Origin of the sequence: Brevundimonas naejangsanensis, from assembly GCF_003627995.1 — a bacterium.
Lineage (GTDB): Bacteria > Pseudomonadota > Alphaproteobacteria > Caulobacterales > Caulobacteraceae > Brevundimonas > Brevundimonas naejangsanensis_B.
On sequence record NZ_CP032707.1, the window covers coordinates 1,686,950 to 1,703,831 of the forward strand.

The window sequence follows — 16,882 nt, forward strand, 5'->3', positions numbered from 1 at the left end:
CTCGCAGGCGTCTGCTGTAGAACGGTTTATGAGGACTTCTCGAATGGGGATGGGCATGCGAGCCATGGTGCGGTTGGGAGGCGGAATCGCCGCAACCGCCCTTGCCGCCTTTGTCGCCGCGCCGGCTATGGCGCAGGATGTGTTGGGCCAGCCGACGCCGGGCGGTCTCGGCCTGCAGACGGCGGCTGCGCCGCTGGCGCACGAGGCCCATTTCTTCCACAACGTGGTGCTGATGCCGGTCATCACGGGCATCTGCGTCCTGGTGGCGGTGCTGCTGGTGTGGATCGCGATCCGCTACAACAAGCGCTCCAACCCGGTGCCGGCCAAGTGGAGCCACAACACCCTCATCGAGGTCATCTGGACCGTGGTGCCGGTGCTGATCCTGGTGGCCATCTCCCTGTTCTCCTTCCGTCTGCTGTTCGCCTACCATGACTATCCGGATGCGGACGTCACGGTGAAGATCACGGGCAACCAGTGGAACTGGGCCTACGAATATCCGGACCAGGGCGTGGCGGAATACATTTCCAACATGCTGCCGGAAGACAAGGCGCCCAAGCATCTGTACCGCCTGGCCGCCGATGAGCCGATGGTGGTGCCGGTCGGCGAGAACGTCCGCCTGCTGATCACCGCTTCGGACGTGATCCACGCCGTGGCCGTGCCGGCCTTCGCCATCAAGGTCGACGCCGTTCCGGGCCGCATGAACGAGACCTGGTTCCGCGCCGAGAAGGAAGGCGACTACTACGGTCAGTGCTCCGAGCTGTGCGGCGTCGACCACGCCTTCATGCCGATCCACGTCAAGGTGGTGAGCAAGGAAGCCTTCGCCGCCTGGGTCGCCTCGAAGGGCGGCTCCATGACCAAGGCCGCCGATGAGGCCGCCGCCGCCGCCGCCGCGCCTGCCGCCGAAGCGCCCGCCGCTCCGGCCGCCGCCGCCCCGACCGACGCCGCTTCTGCGGCCCCCGCCGCCGCTGCCGCGCCCGCCGCGCCGGCCGCTCAGTAAGAGAGACGCGAGAGCCCAGACCTATGGCCACCGCTGCTGTTCACGATCCGCACGATCACAAGCCGGGTTTCTTCACCCGCTGGTTCCTGTCGACCAACCACAAGGACATCGGGATTCTGTACCTGGTGTTCGCCATCTTCACCGGCCTCATCGGCGGCGCCCTGTCGGGCCTGATCCGCTGGGAACTGGCCGAGCCGGGCATTCAGGTGTTCCGCGAAGGCTCGGTCATCCAGTATCTGGGTCTGGTTGAGGCCTCCAAGCACGGCTACAACGCCACCGTCACGGCGCACGCCCTGATCATGGTGTTCTTCGTCGTCATGCCGGCGACGATGGGCGGCTTCGGCAACTACTTCATCCCGATCATGATCGGGGCGCCGGACATGGCCTTCCCGCGCCTGAACAACATCTCGTTCTGGCTGATATTCTTCGCCTTCGTCCTGCTGGTCCTGTCGATGTTCGTCGACGGCGGGCCGGGCCGCGGCTTCGGCGGGGGGTGGACCTCCTATCCGCCGCTGTCGACCATGGGGCACGCGGGGCCGTCGTTCGACCTGGCGATTTTCTCGCTGCACGTCGCCGGCGCCTCCTCGATCCTGGGCGCGATCAACTTCATCACCACCATCTTCAACATGCGCGCGCCGGGCATGACCCTGCACCGCATGCCGCTGTTCGCCTGGGGCGTCCTGCTGACCGCCTTCCTGCTGCTGTTCTCGCTGCCGGTCCTGGCGGGCGCGATCACCATGCTGCTGTCGGACCGCAACTTCGGCACGTCGTTCTTCGACCCGGCCGGCGGCGGCGACCCGGTCATGTACCAGCACCTGTTCTGGTTCTTCGGCCACCCCGAGGTGTACATCATGATCCTGCCGGGCTTCGGCATGATCTCGCACATCGTCTCGACCTTCTCGAAGAAGCCCATCTTCGGCTACCTCGCCATGGCCTACGCTATGGTCGCCATCGGCTTCATCGGCTTCATCGTGTGGGCGCACCACATGTACACGGTCGGCATGAGCGTGAACCTGCGCGCCTACTTCGTGGCCGCGACCATGATCATCGCCGTGCCCACGGGCGTGAAGATCTTCAGCTGGATCGCCACCATGTGGGGCGGCTCCATCACCTTCAAGACGCCCATGCTCTGGGCCATCGGCTTCATCTTCCTGTTCACCGTCGGCGGCGTGACCGGCGTGGTCCTGTCGAACGCCGGCATCGACTACAGCCTGCACGACACCTACTACGTCGTGGCGCACTTCCACTATGTGCTGTCGCTGGGCGCCATCTTCTCGATCTTCGCTGCCTTCTACTACTGGTACGAGAAGATGTTCGGGGTGAAGTACAACGAGTTCCTGGGCCAGCTGCACTTCTGGATCATGTTCGTCGGCGTGAACCTGATCTTCTTCCCGCAGCACTTCCTGGGCCTGCAGGGCATGCCGCGTCGCTACGTCGACTATCCGGAAGCCTTCACCTACTGGAACTACGTTTCGTCGGTGGGCTACGTCATCACCATCGTCGGCGTCGGCGTCTTCCTGGTGATGCTGCTGGAGTCGGCCATCCGTCGCCGCAAGGCCGAGGCCAATCCGTGGGGCGAAGGCGCCACCACCCTGGAGTGGACCCTGTCCTCGCCGCCCCCGCACCACCAGTTCAACGAACTGCCGGTGGTCAAGGCGGACAACCACTGATCCGTATAGGATGAACCGGAGAGGCCGCCCTTCCGCAACCGGAGGGGCGGCCTTTGCTCTTTATGACCATGACCGACCGCCAAGCTCCCCTCGTCACGACGGCCCAACCGGAAGACTTCTTCCAGCTGTTGAAGCCGCGCGTCATGTCGCTGGTGGTGTTCACCGCCGTCACCGGACTGGTGGTGGCGCCCGGGCGGCTGGACTGGATCAACGCCATCGTCGCCGTGCTGTGCATCGCCATGGGCGCGGGCGCGGCCGGGGCGCTCAACATGGCGATCGAGGGCGAGACCGACGCCCTGATGCGGCGCACCCGGGGCCGACCCGTCGCGGCCGGGCGGGTGCGCAAGAACGACGCCATGGCCTTCGGCATGGTGCTGTCGGTCTTCTCGGTGATGCTTCTGGGGATGACCACCAACTGGCTGGCGGGCGGGCTGCTCGGCCTGACCATCGTCTATTACGCCTGGCTCTACACCCTGGTGCTGAAGCGCCGGACGCCCCAGAACATCGTTATCGGCGGGGCGGCGGGCGCCTTTCCGCCGGTGATCGGCTGGGCCGCCGTGACCGGCGACGCGCCGTGGCAGGCCTGGCTGCTGTTCCTGATCATCTTCCTGTGGACGCCGCCGCACAGCTGGGCCCTGGCCCTCTATTCGGCCGGGGACTACGCCAAGGCGGGCATTCCGATGATGCCGGTGGCGCGCGGCGCCAAGTCGACCCGCCTGCAGATCCTGCTCTACAGCCTGGTCTTCGTGCCGGTGGCGATCGCGCCGGCCTTCACCGGCCTGGGCGGGCCGGTCTATCTGGTGGTGTCCGTGGCCGGCGGCCTGTTCTTCCTGGCCCTGGCGGCGCGGCTGTGGCGCTCGCGCGCGGGCGACCAGCCGGACAAGGCCGAGGCCGTGGGGCGAGAGGCCGCATTGTATGATGTGCGCGCCGAGGCCAAACCGGCCCGTAACCTGTTCGCCTTCTCGATCTTGTACCTGATGGCGTTGTTCTCGGCCCTCCTGGTCGAGCAGCTGCCGGGCGTGGGAGTCTGAAACCGTGTCCCAAATGAAATACATCAAGCTGAGCGATGAACAGGTTCGTGCGCGCAAGCGCCGGAACGTGGCCATCGCCTTGGGCCTTCTGGGCTTCATCGCGCTGATCTATCTGGTGACCATGTCGCGCATGCACGCCAACAACCGGGCGCGCGTGGCGGCCGAGAGCGCGGCCCTGGCCACGCTGGAGCGGGCCGACCCGGCCCTGCCGCCGCCGGTCCAGCCGGACGCCGGCGCGCCGCAGACGACGGAGACCGTCCAGCCGTGAAGAACAAGAACAAGGTCGCCCTGCTGTGCGCGGCCCTGGTGATCGGCATGACGGGCGCGGCCTTCGCGGCCGTGCCCCTGTATCGCATCTTCTGCCAGGTCACCGGCTTCGACGGCACGGTGAAGAAGGCCGAGGCCGCGCCGACCGAGGTGCTGGATCGGGAAGTCCTGATCCGCTTCGATACCAATGTCCGCGACTTGCCCATGACCTTCAAGGCCGAGCAGCTGAGCCAGAAGGTCCACATCGGCGAGACGGGCATGGCCTATTTCGCCGTGACCAACACCTCGAACGAGCCGATCCACGCCACGGCGGCCTACAACGTCGTTCCCGAGCGTGCGGGCCCCTACTTCCAGAAGCTGCAGTGCTTCTGCTTCGAGGGCCAGGAAATCGCCCCCGGCGAGACCCGCTCCTTCCCGGTGCAGTATTTCGTGGCGCCCGAACTGGCGACCGACGCCGAGGTCAAGGGCGTGCGCCAGATCACCCTCAGCTACACCTTCTTTCCGACCAAGGGCTTCCAGCAGGCCGCCGCGGGCGACTCCGCTGTTGGCAAAGCCGGATAGCCGGGGCTATAGCCCTCAACAACGACTCTCGCCTTAATTTCAGAGACCCTGGGAATGGCCGACGCTCACGCGAAACCGCAACACGACTACCACCTCGTCGACCCTAGCCCGTGGCCGCTGGCCGGGGCGTTTTCCGCCGCCGTCATGTTCGTCGGCGCCGTCATGTGGATGAAGGGCCTGTTCGGCCTGGAAGCCGGCACCAAGTGGCTGTTCTTCGTCGGCCTGGCCGGCGTGCTGTTCACCATGTACGCGTGGTGGTCGGATGTCGTGAAGGAAAGCCGCAAGGGCGACCACACCCCGGTCGTGGGCATCGGCCTGCGCTACGGCATGGTGCTGTTCATCGCGTCGGAGGTGATGTTCTTCGTCTCCTTCTTCTGGATGTTCTTCGACATGGCGATCTTCAATGAATCGCGTGCGATCATCCCGGAAGTCGGCAACTGGATGGACACCGCCGCCGCCTGGAAGACCTGGCCCCCGACGGGCGTCGAGCTGCTGGATCCCTGGAGCCTGCCGCTGCTGAACACGGTCATCCTGCTGCTGTCGGGCACGACCCTGACCTGGGCCCACCACGCCCTGATGGTCGGCGACCGCAAGGGCGCCAAGCTGGGCCTGCTGATCACCGTCCTGCTGGGCGTGCTGTTCACCGGCGTCCAGGCCTACGAATATTACCACATCCTGCACGCGCACCTGTTCTTCAGCGAAGCGGCCGCCCAGTCGAAGCTGTACGGCTCGATCTTCTTCATGACGACGGGCTTCCACGGCTTCCACGTCCTGATCGGCACCATCTTCCTGGCCGTCTGCCTGCTGCGCCTCTACGCCGGCCAGATGTCGCCGCAGAAGCATTTCGGCCTCGAGGCGGCTGCCTGGTACTGGCACTTCGTCGACGTGGTGTGGCTGTTCCTCTTCGTCTTCATGTACGTCACCTTCGGTTGATCGAAGTCGACGCAAAAGCTGAACGACAGTCGGCGCGGGGCCCCAAGCCCCGCGCCGATTTGCATGCCGCCCAGGCCATTCGCGCCGGGCTTCTGGGGCGGTGCCCCGCCTGCGGCCGGGGGGCCCTGTTTGAAGGCTTCCTGACGCGCCGGGCCCGGTGCGAGGCCTGCGGCTTCGACCTAGGCGCGGTCGACACCGGCGACGGCGCGGCCACCTTCATCATGCAGATCGCCGGCTTCCTGGTCGGCTTCTCGGCCCTGGCGGTCGAGATCGCCTGGCGTCCGCCGCTGTGGCTGCACCTGGTCGTCTGGCTGCCCTTGGTCGCGCTTCTGGCCGTCGCCCTGATGCGGCCGGGCAAGGGGCTGATGACCGCCCTTCAGATCCTGCGCCTGCGCCAGGATCCGACCGCCCGCCCCGATGGTTCCTCCAAGGCCCGATGACCCAGTCCGCCACCCCCCGTTTCCCCATCGTCCTGACCGTGGCGGCCGCCGCCGTCCTGGGGCTGCTGCTGACGCTGGGCGTCTGGCAGGCCCAGCGCCTGACGTGGAAGGAGGGCCTGATCGCCCAGGCCGAGGCCGTGGCCCAGCTTCCGCCGGTTCCTCTGGCGGAGGCGCTGAGGGCGGCCGACCCCGAGTTCCGCCGCGTGCTGCTGACCTGCCGCGGCCTGGGCGCCGCCCCCTTCGTCGAACTGCAGACCATCGAGGACGGCGACGCGGGCGTGCGCCTGATCTCCGCCTGCCCGGTCGAGGGGCAGGGGACCGTCCTGGTCGACCGGGGTTTCGTGCCGACCGGGACGACCGAGCGTCCGGCGGTGGACGCGGCTGATTCCATGCCGGTCGTGGTGGCGGGCGTGCTGCGCCGCGCCCCGGCGCCCGGCGCCATGACCCCGCCGCCGTCAGGCCGCCTGTTCTACGGCCGCGACATGGCCGCCATGGCGAAGGCGCTGGATGTCGAGGGGCCGGTGTCGCCCTTCACCCTCTACGCCACCACCGCGACCAATCCCGACTGGTCGGCCTTGCGGCCCGTGGCCCCGCCGACGGCCTTCGCCAACAATCACCTGGGCTACGCCCTGACCTGGTTCGGCCTCGCCGCCGTCCTGATCGTCTTCTACATAGTGATGCTGCGCCGCCGCCTGAGCCGCGCCGACAGCCCCAAGGATCGCTGACCTGACTGCTCGCCTTCACACTCTGTCCAACGGCGTCCGCGTCGTGTGCGACCCCATGCCCGGCCTGCGCACCATCGCCGTCACCGTGGCCGTCAACGGCGGCGCCCGCATGGAGGACGAGAGCCGGTCCGGCTGGTCGCACCTGCTGGAGCACCTGGTGTTCAAGGGCGCGGGCGACATGGGCGCGCGCGACATCGTCGAGCGCGTCGAGGCCGAGGGCGGCTCGATCAACGCCGCCACCGGCTATGAACGGACCAGCTTCGACGTCCGCGCCCTGAAGGGCAGCCTGCCGCTGGCCATGCAGGTGCTGTCCGACCTGGTGTTCCGCCCGACCTTGGCGCCCGACGAGATCGAGCGCGAGAAGGACGTGGTGGCCCAGGAGATCGCCGAGGCCTTCGACACCCCTGACGACCATGTGTTCGAGATGGCCCAGACCCAGGCCTTCGCCGGCCACGGGCTGGGGCGGCCGATCCTGGGCTCGATCGCCAGCCTGGCGCCCGCCGACCGCGCGGCCGTCAGCGACTGGCGCGCCCGCCTCTATTCGCCCGACCGCATGGTGGTGGCCGTCTCGGGGGCGGTCGAGGAGGGCGAACTGCTGGCCCTGGCCGAGAGCTGGTTTGGCCAGGCGGCGGCCACCCCCAGCGCAGGCTCGTCGCCCGCCGCCTTCGCCGGGGGCGAGGCGCGGCTGGCGCGCAAGATCGAGCAGGCCAATCTGGTCTTCCAGCTGCCCAGCCTGGGCGCGCGCGATCCACGCCTGCCAGTGCTGCGCCTGTTCACGGAAATCCTGGGCGGGGGCATGGCCTCGCGCCTGTTCCAGAGCGCGCGCGAGGACCGCGGCCTGGCCTACGCCATCGACGCCTATCACGAGACCTATGACGACCTGGGCGTGCTCGGCGTCTATGCCGGGGCGGCGGCCGAGCGGTCGCGGGAGCTGGCCGACCTGTGCGCCGCCGAAATCCTCGACCTGGCCGAGAAGGGGCCGACGGACCAGGAGCTGGCGCGCGCCAAGGCGGTGCTGAACGCCGGCCTGTGGATGGCCGACGAGAGCCCGGCCAGCCGCTCGGGGCGCCTGGCGGGCCAGACCCTGGTGTTCGGCGCGCCCGTCTCGTCCGAGGACAGCGCCGCGCGCATCGACGCCCAGACGGCGGCCGACCTGCGCGAGGTGGGTCGCGACCTGGCGGCGTCGGGCCGCTCCGCGACCGCGGTTCTGGGGCCCCGCGCGGCGGGCGGCGCCGGTCGCGCCTTCCGCGAGCGCATGGCCGGCCGCTGAGGCGGTCCCTGCTGACGCCGGGGCCGCATCGCGCTATCGTTCCATCCATGGCCTTGTTCGACTGGATGGCCGAGGCGACCGGACCGGTCCTGAACGGGCAGGGGGTCGTGCTGCGCCCGCCGCGCCCGTCCGACTACATGGCGTGGGCGGCGCTGCGCGAGGAGTCGCGCGACTATCTGCAGCCGTGGGAGCCCGTCTGGGCCGAGGACGACCTGAGCCGCGCCGCCTTCCGCCGCCGGCTGGGCGTCTATGCGCGCGAGATGGAGCTGGGCACGGCCTGGCCGCTGTTCGTCTTCGATCCGGCCGACGAGGCCCTCCTGGGGGCCATCACCCTGTCCAACATCCGGCGCGGCGTGGCCGAGACCGGGACGCTCGGCTACTGGGTCGGCCGCCCCCACGCCGGGCGGGGCGTCGGCACGGCGGCGGCGCGGACCATGCTGGCCTACGCCTTCGGCGAACTGAAGCTGCATCGGGTCGAGGCGGCCTGCCTGCCGACCAACCACGCCTCGCGCCGCGTGCTGGAGAAGGCGGGGTTTCGTCAGGAGGGGATGGCCCGAGCTTATTTGAAAATTAACGGCCGATGGGCAGACCATCTGTTGTTTGGCGTTCTCGACGAGGAGTTCGCTGCGGTCGCCTCCCGTCCAGCCAGAGTATCGGACCCGCTTTGAGCACACGATCCAGAGCGCTGACGTGGGATCCCACCACGGCCATCGAAGCCCTTGCCGCGGCCGACGCCGCCCTGTGGATATGGACCCCCGCCGAGGACCAGATCCGCTTCACCGGGGCGACCCGTCCGCTGGGCCTGGGGCCGCTGGCGCCCCAATGTTCGGGCGCGGCCTTCACCGCCCTGGCCATGCCCCAGGACCGCGCCCTGGCCGACCGCCTGCTCAAGCCCCAGGCCGAGGGGACCGAGATCGCCGTGCGCCTGCGCATGCGCGGCTGCGAGACCTGCCTGTGGCGCGGCGTCTGGCTGGAGGACGGGCTGCGCGCGGCGGGCATCGTCGCCCTGGAGACCAAGTTCGCGGGCGCCGATCGGGACACGCTGACGGGCCTGCTGGACCGGCGCACCTTCCTGGTCCGCGTGGCCGAGACCCTGGCGGCGGCCGGGGACTATGAGATGGTGGTGGCCGACCTGGACCGGCTGCGCCGCCTCAACGAAGCCCTGGGCCATGAGCGCGCCGACCTGGTGCTGTCGGCCCTGGGCTCGCGCCTCTCGGCGGCCTTTTCCGAGGATTGCATCCCCGCGCGCATCGGCGAGGACGAGTTCGCCGTCCTGATCCGGCGCGGCGGCAGCGGGGCGGGCGGCAGCGAGCGGCTGCGCGAGGCGCTGGAGCAGCCCCTGCGCCTGGCCGGTTTCGACATCTATCCGACCCTGTCGATCGGGGCGGTGACGGCAGAGGGCGGCCCCGATGCGCCTGACGCCGCCGAACTGCTGCGGCGGGTCGAGCTGGCGGTCGAACAGGCCAAGCAGGCCGGGCGGGGCGGAGCGGCGGCCTATGGCCGGGCTCTGGAGAGCGACAGCTTGTCGCGCCTGGCGCTGGAGGCGGACCTGCGCAATGCCTTCCTGCGCGGCGAGATCGAGCCCTTCTTCCAGCCCATCGTCAACCTGGACACCGGGGCGGTGGCGGGATTCGAGGCCCTGGCGCGCTGGCGCCATCCCCGACGCGGCCTGGTGCCGCCGGACGAGTTCCTGACCCTGGCCGACGAAATGGGCCTGATGAACGACCTGGGCCTGTTGATGATGACCCAGGCCTCGCGCCAGCTGGCCGAGTGGCTGCAGCGCCACCCCAGCGCCGGGCGGCTGTTCTGCAGCGTCAACCTGTCGGTGGGCGAGATCGAGCGCGCCCATCTGGTCGAGGACGTGGCCCGCATCATCAAGGAAGCCGGCCTGCCGCGCGGCGCCCTGAAGCTGGAGGTCACCGAGGGCGACATCATGCGCGATACGGCGCGCGCCGCCGAGGTGCTCAAGGCGCTACGCGAGGCGGGGGCCAGCCTGGCGCTGGACGACTTCGGCACCGGCTTCTCGTCCCTGTCCTACCTGGCCAAGCTGCCCTTCGACACCCTGAAGATCGACCGCTATTTCGTGCTGACGATGGACAAGGACGAGGGCTCGGCCAAGATCGTCAAATCCGTCGTCAACCTGGGCCGCGACCTGTCGCTGGAGGTGGTGGCCGAGGGGGTGGAGAACGCCCACCTGGCCCAGCTGCTGCTCGACGACGGCTGCCACTACGGCCAGGGCTTCGGCTATGCGCCCGCCCTGCCGGCCCAGGAGGCCGAGGTCTATCTCAACGAATCCCTCGCCGACGGCGCGGCCCCGATCAAGGCGCGCTCGGCGTAAAGCATCCGTCTCCCATCAGAAGAGGGATTCTTACGCCCGGCCGCTCTGGCTCGACAGGCGGGCGGCGTCGACGCCCAGGGCGGCCAGGGCGCGGCTCCATTTGGTGTCGTAGTCGGCGTCGAAGATCAGGGCCGGATCGGCGTCGGCGGTCAGCCAGACGTTCTCGTTGAGCTCATCCTCCAGCTGGCCTTCGCCCCAGCCGGCGTAGCCGAGCAGCAGGATGGACTGGCTGGGGCCGTCCTCGCGGTCGGCCATGGCCGCCAGGGCGTCGCGGGTGCCGGTCATGGCCAGGCCGTCGCCGAAGGTCAGGGTGGCCTCGTCGCTGGTCCAGTCGGCCGTGTGCAGGACGAAGCCGCGCTCGCGCTCGACCGGGCCGCCGATCAGCACCGAGCGGTCGCCGGCGGCGTCGGGATGGGGCGTGTCCAGCTTTTCCAGCACTTCGGACAGGGAGACGCCCGGCACGGGCTGGTCCAGCCGCAGCCCCATGGCGTGCTCGTCGTCATGGGCGCAGATCAGGATCACGGCGTGGCGGAATCGATCGTCGTCGATTCCGGGCATCGCCACCAGAAGACGCCCGGTCAGGGAGGAGAAGGCGGTCATGTCCCTATCATCGGATCGGAAGGGGGCGGGCGCAAGACACACTCTGAGGAGGCGCGCTTGGCGATCCCGGCGCGGGTCTCTATCTGAGTCTCATCGTCCTGGATCGTCCGGGCCGAACTCCCGGAGACCCCCGACATGACCATCAAGATCGGCGACCGCATCCCCGACGCCACCCTGACGACCATGACGCCCGAAGGCCCCAAGCCGGTCAGCACGGCCGAGCTGTTCGGCGGCAAGACGGTCGCCCTGTTCGCCGTGCCGGGCGCCTTCACCCCGACCTGCTCGGCGCGCCACCTGCCCGGTTATAAGGACAACCGCGCCGACCTGGCCGCCAAGGGCGTGGACACGGTCGCCTGCGTCGCCGTCAACGACGCCTTCGTCATGGGCGCCTGGGCCGAGGCCAGCCAGGTGAGCGGCTCGGACGACATCGTCATGCTGGCCGACGGCAACGGCGACTTCACCCGCAAGCTGGGCCTCAGCCTGGACGCCACCGGCTTCGGCATGGGCGAGCGCTCGCAGCGCTACTCCATGCTGGTCAAGGACGGGGTGGTGGACCAGCTCAACGTCGAGCAGGGCGGCGAGTTCAAGGTGTCCTCGGCCGAACACCTGCTGGCCCAGCTGTAATGTCAGGCGTCGCCCTGTCCTTGGCCTGTTTCGGCTGACGCATGGGCGACGTCTTCACCCCGGAGCAGCGCAGCGCCGTCATGCGGCGGGTGAAGGGGCGCGACACCGCGCCCGAACTCAAGGTCCGGCGTCTGTTGCGCGGCGCCGGGATCGGCTATCGGCTGGGCGGCTGCGGCCTGCCCGGTCGACCCGATGTGGTGATGAAGGGACGGCGCATCGCCCTGTTCGTCCACGGCTGTTTCTGGCACGGCCATGACTGCCCGCGCGGGTCGCGAAAGCCCCGCGCCAACGCCGACTACTGGGCCGCCAAGATCGACCGCAACCGCACGCGCGACGCCCGCGTCGCCGCCGAGCTGGAGGCGGCGGGCTGGCGGGTCCTGACCCTGTGGGAATGCGAACTGGCCGACCCCGCCTGGGGCGCGCGGCTGCTGGCCCGGGTGCGCGGCGAGCCGCGTCCCTAGCGGCCGATCAGGCGGCGGCCTCGGCGTCGGCGTCGGCGGCGGCGGCGTCGTCCAGGGCCTGGCCCAGGGCGGTCAGCAGCACGGCGGGCGTCAGCGGCTTGGCGACGAAGTGGTTCATTCCGGCGGCCAGGCAGGCGGCGATGTCCTCGGGCGCGGTGTCGGCGGTGACGGCGATGACCGGCGTCCGGGCGTTCGGGCCGTCGCCCGCGCGCAGGCGACGCGTGGTCTCGCGCCCGTCCAGTTCGGGCATCCGCACATCCATGAAGATCACGTCGAAAGCACCGGTCTCGCAGGCCTGGAGCGCGGCCATGCCGTTCTCGGCCATGGCGATTTCGCACTCGATGGATTGCAGGATCACCTGGATGGCGCGGCGGTTGATGGCGTGGTCGTCGACCACCAGCACCCGCAGGGCGCGCTCGGCTTCCTCGCCCGCTTCGGCCCCCGTTTCGACTTCGTTCGCCTCGGCCTCTTCCGTCCCGGCCGGGGCGACGGCAGCCGCCGTCTCGACATCGGACGGAGGGGCGGCGACCGGCGCGGCCTTGTCCTCGGGGGGCGGGATCAGGGCCCTAGCCGCCGCGCCGAACTGGCGGGGCAGGACGGCCGGAGCCGCGGCGGGCGCAGGCTCGGACGCCACGCCGCCGGGCAGGGTCAGCGCCACGGTGAAGACCGAGCCCTGGCCCGCCTGGCTGCGCACCGTCAGCCGCCCGCCCATCAGCTCGATCAGGTCGCGGCTGATGGCCAGGCCCAGACCCGAGCCGCCGTAGCGGGCGGCGACGCCGTCGGCCGTCTGGTCGAAGGGGGTGAAGAGGCGGTCCATCTGGCCCGTGGTCATGCCCGGCCCGGTGTCGGCGACGTCGATCAGCAGGACATGAAGCCCCGCCTCGTCCTGCCAGGAGCGCAGCTGGACGGTGATCGCCCCCGCCTCGGTGAATTTGACGGCGTTGGAGATGAGGTTGTTCAGCACCTGGCGCAGGCGCATGGCGTCGCCCCGCACCATGCGCGGCATATGGCGCGAACCGTCCAGGCGCAGGCGCAGGCCCTTGGCCCCGATCGGCCCCTGCCACAGGCGGAAGGTATGGTTGAGCAGGTCGCGCAGGTCGAAGTCGCGCGCCTCGACCTTCAGCCGCCCGGCGTCGAGACGCGCATGGTCCAGCAGGTCGTCCAGCAGGTCCTTCATCATCAGCCCGGCGTCCTCGATCATGGCGACCTGCTGGCGGGCCGTGGAGGAGGGGGCGGCGACGCGGTCCAGTTCATGGGCGCCGGTCAGGATGGCGCTGATCGGGGTGCGCAGGTCATGGGCGACGGCGGCCAGCAGGCCGCTGCGTCCGGCCATGACGGTCTCGGCCTGGCGACGCTTGTCGTCGGCCTCCTTCAGGGCGCGGGCCTCGGCCACGCCCGCGACGTACAGGCGGCTGCGAGTGGTCAGGCAGAAGAAGATGAAGGCCACCACGCCGACGGCCACGGGCAGGATGAAGCGTCCCTCGATCCCCGCGCTGACCAGAAACAGCGGCGTCAGCGCCAGCACCGCCACCTGGGGCAGGACGGTCCAGATGAAGACTCGCATATTGCCCGTCGAGGCGATCACCGAATTGATCGCGCCCGCCGACAGCAGGGTGGTGGCGACGATGCCGCCGGGCACGCCGCCCATGGTCCACAGGGGCACGGCGATGCCGGCGTAGGCGGTGGTGTTGGCGGCCAGGACCAGGTCGCTCAGGAAGCGGCGCCAGCCTTTGGGCTCCGCCGTCTGGCCGCGGATGACGGGCAGGAAGGCCGCGGCCTCGGCCAGTTGCAGCAGCAGGTAGATCGCCAGCCAGCCCAGGCAGATCGGCAGGCCCAGGATGGGGCTGAACAGCAGGGCGCAGGCCGGGCCCACGACGAGCCGTTGCGGCAGCATCTTGTGCCGCTGGCGGATGGCTAAGGCCCATCCGGTCCGGGATGCGTCGGTCTGCGTCATGCGGCGATCCGAACGGGCGAGGGTCGCCCTTCGGCCGCATCATGGCCGCGGAGACCTAATGCTCCGTCAACGCGCCGAGGCGGCGGCCTCGGCCACGCTGGAAAATCCGTCGGCGCGCAGGCGGGAGGCCAGATCGCGCTTGATCCGGCCGACCAGGCCCGGCCCTTCGTAGATCAGGGCGGAATAGACCTGCACCGCCGAGGCGCCCGCGCGGATGCGTTCATAGGCGTCGGCGCCGTCGGCGATGCCGCCGACCGCGATCAGCGGCAGCCGCCCGGACGAGGCCTCGGCGGCGGCTTGGAGGGCGCGCAGGGCGATGGGCTTCAGCGGCGCGCCGGACAGGCCCCCGGCTTCGCCCGCGAAGGGCGAGCGCAGGGAGGCGGGCCGCTCCAGCGTGGTGTTGGACACGATCAGGGCGTCGACGCCGTGGGCCAGGGACGCCTCGACGATCATGCCGATCTCCTCGCCGATCAGGTCGGGCGCGATCTTCAGGAAGACGGGCGCGCCGTCGGCCGGGCGGGCCTCATGGATGCGGCCCAGCAGGTCGTCCAGCGCCTCGCGCCCCTGCAGGGCGCGCAGGCCCGGCGTGTTGGGCGAGGAGATGTTGACGGTGAAATAGTCGGCCAGGCCCGCCAGGCGCTTCAGCCCCGCCACATAGTCGGCGGCCTTGTCCTCGGTATCCTTGTTGGCGCCCAGGTTGGCGCCGATGGCCGTGCGCTTGGGGCGGCGCGCCAGGCGGGCGGCGAACGGCTCCAGCCCTTCGTTGTTGAAGCCCATCCGGTTGATGATGGCCCGGTCCTCGGACAGGCGGAACAGGCGCGGCCTGGGGTTGCCCGGTTGGGCGCGCGGCGTGACCGAGCCGCACTCCACCGCGCCGAAGCCCAGGCGCGACAGGCCCTCCAGGGCTTCGCCGTTCTTGTCCAGGCCGGCGGCCAGGCCGACGGGGTTGGACATCTCCAGCCCCGCGATGCGGGTCTTCAGGATCGGGTCGTCGGCGCCCGGCGCGGGCAGGGGCGTGACCTGCAGGGCGCGGATAGCCAGGCGGTGGGCCGTCTCGGGATCCAGTTGGCGCAGCGCCCAGGCGCCGAAGTCGGTCAGGCTCATGCTCAGGCGGTCTCTTCCAGGATCATGCGGCCGTCGGCCGTCACCGACAGGCCCCGCGCGCCCCGCGTCGCCGAAGTCGGCAGGGGGCCGTAGATGTGGGGGAACAGGGCGCCGCCGCGCGACGGCTCCCAGATCAGGTCCTCGCCCAGGGCCGTCAGGTCGACCTCGACCAGCATCAGCTCGGTCTGGCCGGCGTAATGCTTGGCCGCCGTGGCTTCCAGCTGATCGGCGGCGGACAGGTGGATGTAGCCGTCGGCCAGGTCCACGGCCGAGCCGTCGTAGCGGCCCTCGGCCAGGGCGGCGCGCCAGTCGGCGCGGCTCAGGATCTTGAAGGCGACGTCGGGCAGGTCGGTCATGCTTGCAGGGCCTCGGGCGTCAGCCAGCCTTCATAGGAGGGGCGTCCGGCGACATCGACGCGGAACACCGCCGCCGCCGCCGTGGGAAAGCCGCCGCTCAGCTTGTCGAGGACGGAAGGGGAGGCGGCGCTCTCGATCAGATAGTCGACCGCCAGCTGATGCACCCCGGGATTATGCGCGATCAGCAGCAGGCAGCCCGCTTCGTCCTCGGCCGCCTCGACGGCGCGGCGCAGGGTGTCGGCGGAGGCGTTGTAGAGGGCGTCGGCGACGCGCAGGTCGACGTCGCCGAAAAACTCGCTGACCGCGTCCCAGGTGTCGCGCGTGCGGCGCGCGCCCGAGACCAGGGCCATGTCCGGCTTCAGCCCTCGCTCGGCCAGGGCGCGGCCCATGGCGGCCGCGTCGCGGCGGCCGCGCTCGCTCAGGGCTCGGTCCACGTCGCCGCCCGGCGCCGAGGCCTCGGCCTTGGCGTGACGCATCAGGATCAGTCGCTGCATGGGGCTGGCTTTAAGGCTGTTTGCGCGCGGCGCCCATAGGCGGCGCGTGATCGGGCGCGTGATCGCGCGCGGCGGGCGAGGGGGTCAGGGACGGGCGCCCGGCCAGGACCGCCTGGGCCAGGCCGTTGGGCCGCACCCGGGCGTAGGCCCGGCGCGAGGCCTCCAGCATGATCAGGCCGGCGGCGCCGGGGAACAGCTTGGGGCCGATCTGCTCCAGTCCGTCGGCCAGGGGCAGCATCGGCCGCCAGGGCGGGACATAGAGGGCCTGGGACCAGGCGGCGGGCTCCAGCCCGACTTCGCGCACCAGCCGTTCCAGCTGGCCGCGGGTGAAGGGACGGCCGTGGCCGAAGGGGGTGGTCTCGGCCCGCGCCCACATGCCGCCGCGCGCCGCCGCCGCCAGGATGATGCGCCCCGCCGGAGCCAGGACGCGTACCGCCTCGGCCAGCAGGCCTTGCGGATCGTCCGCCTCCTCCAGCGCATGGACCAGCAGGATGCGGTCGAAGGTCCCCGCCGCGAAGGGCAGGCGCCGGTCGTCGACCAGGACGGTGCGGTTGCGCCCCGCCGCCGCCCACTGCTCGGCCCCCTGTCCGCCCGGCATGGCGGCGACTGCCCGGCGCGCGCCGACGAAGCCGTCCAGCCAGGGCGTGGCGTAGCCCAGGCCCAGCACGTCGCAGCCGTTGGCCGCGCCCCAGGCGTCCTCGAGCCGCCGCGCCAGCATGCGCCGCGCCAGCGCCCCCGTCGGTTCGCCGTAGAAAGTCCGTAGATCGTCGATGCTGCGGCGCATGGGGCCAGTATGGCTGATTTTGCGCGGAATGTCGGCCTTTCACGCCCAATCTCCGTTCATCCCGGCGGACGCTGCACACGCGTCATTCTCGGCCTTGTGCTGAGAATCCAGATGCGCGACCTCGAGATTTGGGACGCCGCGCAAACCCATCGCGCGTGGAGTCTCTGGATCCCCGGCACAAGGCCGGGGGTGACGGCAGGAAGGAGCGGGCGGCGGAGGCGTTGGCGCCTTTCCTTCTGGCCCTGCTAGGATGCCGCCAGATCGGAGACCGCC

General features: G+C 70.3%; 19 protein-coding genes. 13 read left to right on the forward strand and 6 right to left on the reverse strand.

The genetic code is table 11. The features are described from left to right. The first annotated feature begins 43 nt into the window (after positions 1–43). From coxB to D8I30_RS07940, 11 genes are all read left to right on the forward strand, one after another. Positions 44–997, forward strand: a complete 954-nt coding sequence (coxB, locus tag D8I30_RS07890) for a cytochrome c oxidase subunit II (RefSeq protein ID WP_121482258.1) — start codon at positions 44–46, stop codon at positions 995–997. A gap of 23 nt (positions 998–1,020) precedes the next feature. Further along, on the forward strand, positions 1,021–2,667 hold the full coding sequence (gene ctaD / locus D8I30_RS07895; RefSeq protein ID WP_121482259.1) for a cytochrome c oxidase subunit I: 1,647 nt from the start codon (positions 1,021–1,023) through the stop codon (positions 2,665–2,667). Between the two features lie 62 nt (positions 2,668–2,729). Beyond that, positions 2,730–3,698 (forward strand): heme o synthase, encoded by a 969-nt coding sequence (gene cyoE, locus D8I30_RS07900; protein WP_121482260.1) that lies wholly within the window; start codon positions 2,730–2,732, stop codon positions 3,696–3,698. A 13-nt stretch (positions 3,699–3,711) separates the two neighbouring features. Then, the gene (locus D8I30_RS07905; protein ID WP_240387383.1) at positions 3,712–3,966 is read left to right on the forward strand and encodes a hypothetical protein; all 255 of its coding nucleotides are present in this window, start codon (positions 3,712–3,714) and stop codon (positions 3,964–3,966) included. After that, complete coding sequence (locus D8I30_RS07910; protein ID WP_121482262.1) at positions 3,963–4,526, forward strand: cytochrome c oxidase assembly protein; 564 nt, start codon at positions 3,963–3,965, stop codon at positions 4,524–4,526. Before D8I30_RS07905 ends, D8I30_RS07910 begins: the two co-directional genes overlap by 4 nt. A gap of 54 nt (positions 4,527–4,580) precedes the next feature. Next, a complete protein-coding gene (locus D8I30_RS07915) occupies positions 4,581–5,459 on the forward strand; it encodes a cytochrome c oxidase subunit 3 (RefSeq protein ID WP_121482263.1) in 879 nt (292 codons plus the stop codon). 59 nt (positions 5,460–5,518) lie between these two features. Continuing rightward, positions 5,519–5,899 carry a DUF983 domain-containing protein gene (locus D8I30_RS07920; RefSeq protein WP_240387177.1) on the forward strand — a complete coding sequence of 127 codons (381 nt, stop codon included), beginning with the start codon at positions 5,519–5,521 and terminating at the stop codon, positions 5,897–5,899. After that, a complete protein-coding gene (locus D8I30_RS07925) occupies positions 5,896–6,624 on the forward strand; it encodes an SURF1 family protein (protein ID WP_121482265.1) in 729 nt (242 codons plus the stop codon). The genes D8I30_RS07920 and D8I30_RS07925 overlap by 4 nt, the downstream gene beginning before the upstream one ends. Positions 6,625–6,679: 55 nt before the next feature. Continuing rightward, a complete protein-coding gene (locus D8I30_RS07930; RefSeq protein ID WP_121482266.1) occupies positions 6,680–7,894 on the forward strand; it encodes a M16 family metallopeptidase in 1,215 nt (404 codons plus the stop codon). A gap of 47 nt (positions 7,895–7,941) precedes the next feature. After that, the gene (locus D8I30_RS07935) at positions 7,942–8,562 is read left to right on the forward strand and encodes a GNAT family N-acetyltransferase (RefSeq protein WP_121482267.1); all 621 of its coding nucleotides are present in this window, start codon (positions 7,942–7,944) and stop codon (positions 8,560–8,562) included. Next, on the forward strand, positions 8,559–10,232 hold the full coding sequence (locus tag D8I30_RS07940) for a putative bifunctional diguanylate cyclase/phosphodiesterase (RefSeq protein WP_121482268.1): 1,674 nt from the start codon (positions 8,559–8,561) through the stop codon (positions 10,230–10,232). The genes D8I30_RS07935 and D8I30_RS07940 overlap by 4 nt, the downstream gene beginning before the upstream one ends. A gap of 30 nt (positions 10,233–10,262) precedes the next feature. Here D8I30_RS07940 and D8I30_RS07945 read toward each other — a convergent pair whose 3' ends face one another. After that, on the reverse strand, positions 10,263–10,832 hold the full coding sequence (locus tag D8I30_RS07945) for a YqgE/AlgH family protein (protein WP_121482269.1): 570 nt from the start codon (positions 10,830–10,832) through the stop codon (positions 10,263–10,265). Between the two features lie 135 nt (positions 10,833–10,967). Between D8I30_RS07945 and D8I30_RS07950 the strand changes: the two genes are divergently transcribed. Then, positions 10,968–11,456, forward strand: a complete 489-nt coding sequence (locus D8I30_RS07950) for a peroxiredoxin (protein ID WP_121482270.1) — start codon at positions 10,968–10,970, stop codon at positions 11,454–11,456. 41 nt (positions 11,457–11,497) lie between these two features. Next, complete coding sequence (locus D8I30_RS07955) at positions 11,498–11,917, forward strand: very short patch repair endonuclease (protein WP_121482271.1); 420 nt, start codon at positions 11,498–11,500, stop codon at positions 11,915–11,917. 7 nt (positions 11,918–11,924) lie between these two features. On the opposite strand, the gene D8I30_RS07960 is transcribed toward D8I30_RS07955, so the two are convergent. The 5 genes from D8I30_RS07960 to D8I30_RS07980 all read right to left on the reverse strand — a co-directional run bounded on the left by D8I30_RS07960 (position 11,925) and on the right by D8I30_RS07980 (position 16,609). Further along, positions 11,925–13,871: an ATP-binding protein gene (locus tag D8I30_RS07960; RefSeq protein WP_121482272.1), complete on the reverse strand. Its 1,947-nt coding sequence runs from the start codon at positions 13,869–13,871 to the stop codon at positions 11,925–11,927. Between the two features lie 66 nt (positions 13,872–13,937). Next, complete coding sequence (locus tag D8I30_RS07965) at positions 13,938–14,975, reverse strand: quinone-dependent dihydroorotate dehydrogenase (protein WP_121482273.1); 1,038 nt, start codon at positions 14,973–14,975, stop codon at positions 13,938–13,940. Positions 14,976–14,977: 2 nt separating this feature from the next. Further along, positions 14,978–15,331 (reverse strand): DUF952 domain-containing protein, encoded by a 354-nt coding sequence (locus D8I30_RS07970; protein WP_121482274.1) that lies wholly within the window; start codon positions 15,329–15,331, stop codon positions 14,978–14,980. Then, complete coding sequence (locus tag D8I30_RS07975) at positions 15,328–15,825, reverse strand: SixA phosphatase family protein (protein ID WP_121482275.1); 498 nt, start codon at positions 15,823–15,825, stop codon at positions 15,328–15,330. Before D8I30_RS07975 ends, D8I30_RS07970 begins: the two co-directional genes overlap by 4 nt. Before the next feature lie 10 nt (positions 15,826–15,835). Next, a complete protein-coding gene (locus D8I30_RS07980; protein ID WP_121482276.1) occupies positions 15,836–16,609 on the reverse strand; it encodes a class I SAM-dependent methyltransferase in 774 nt (257 codons plus the stop codon). Positions 16,610–16,882: the final 273 nt, after the last annotated feature.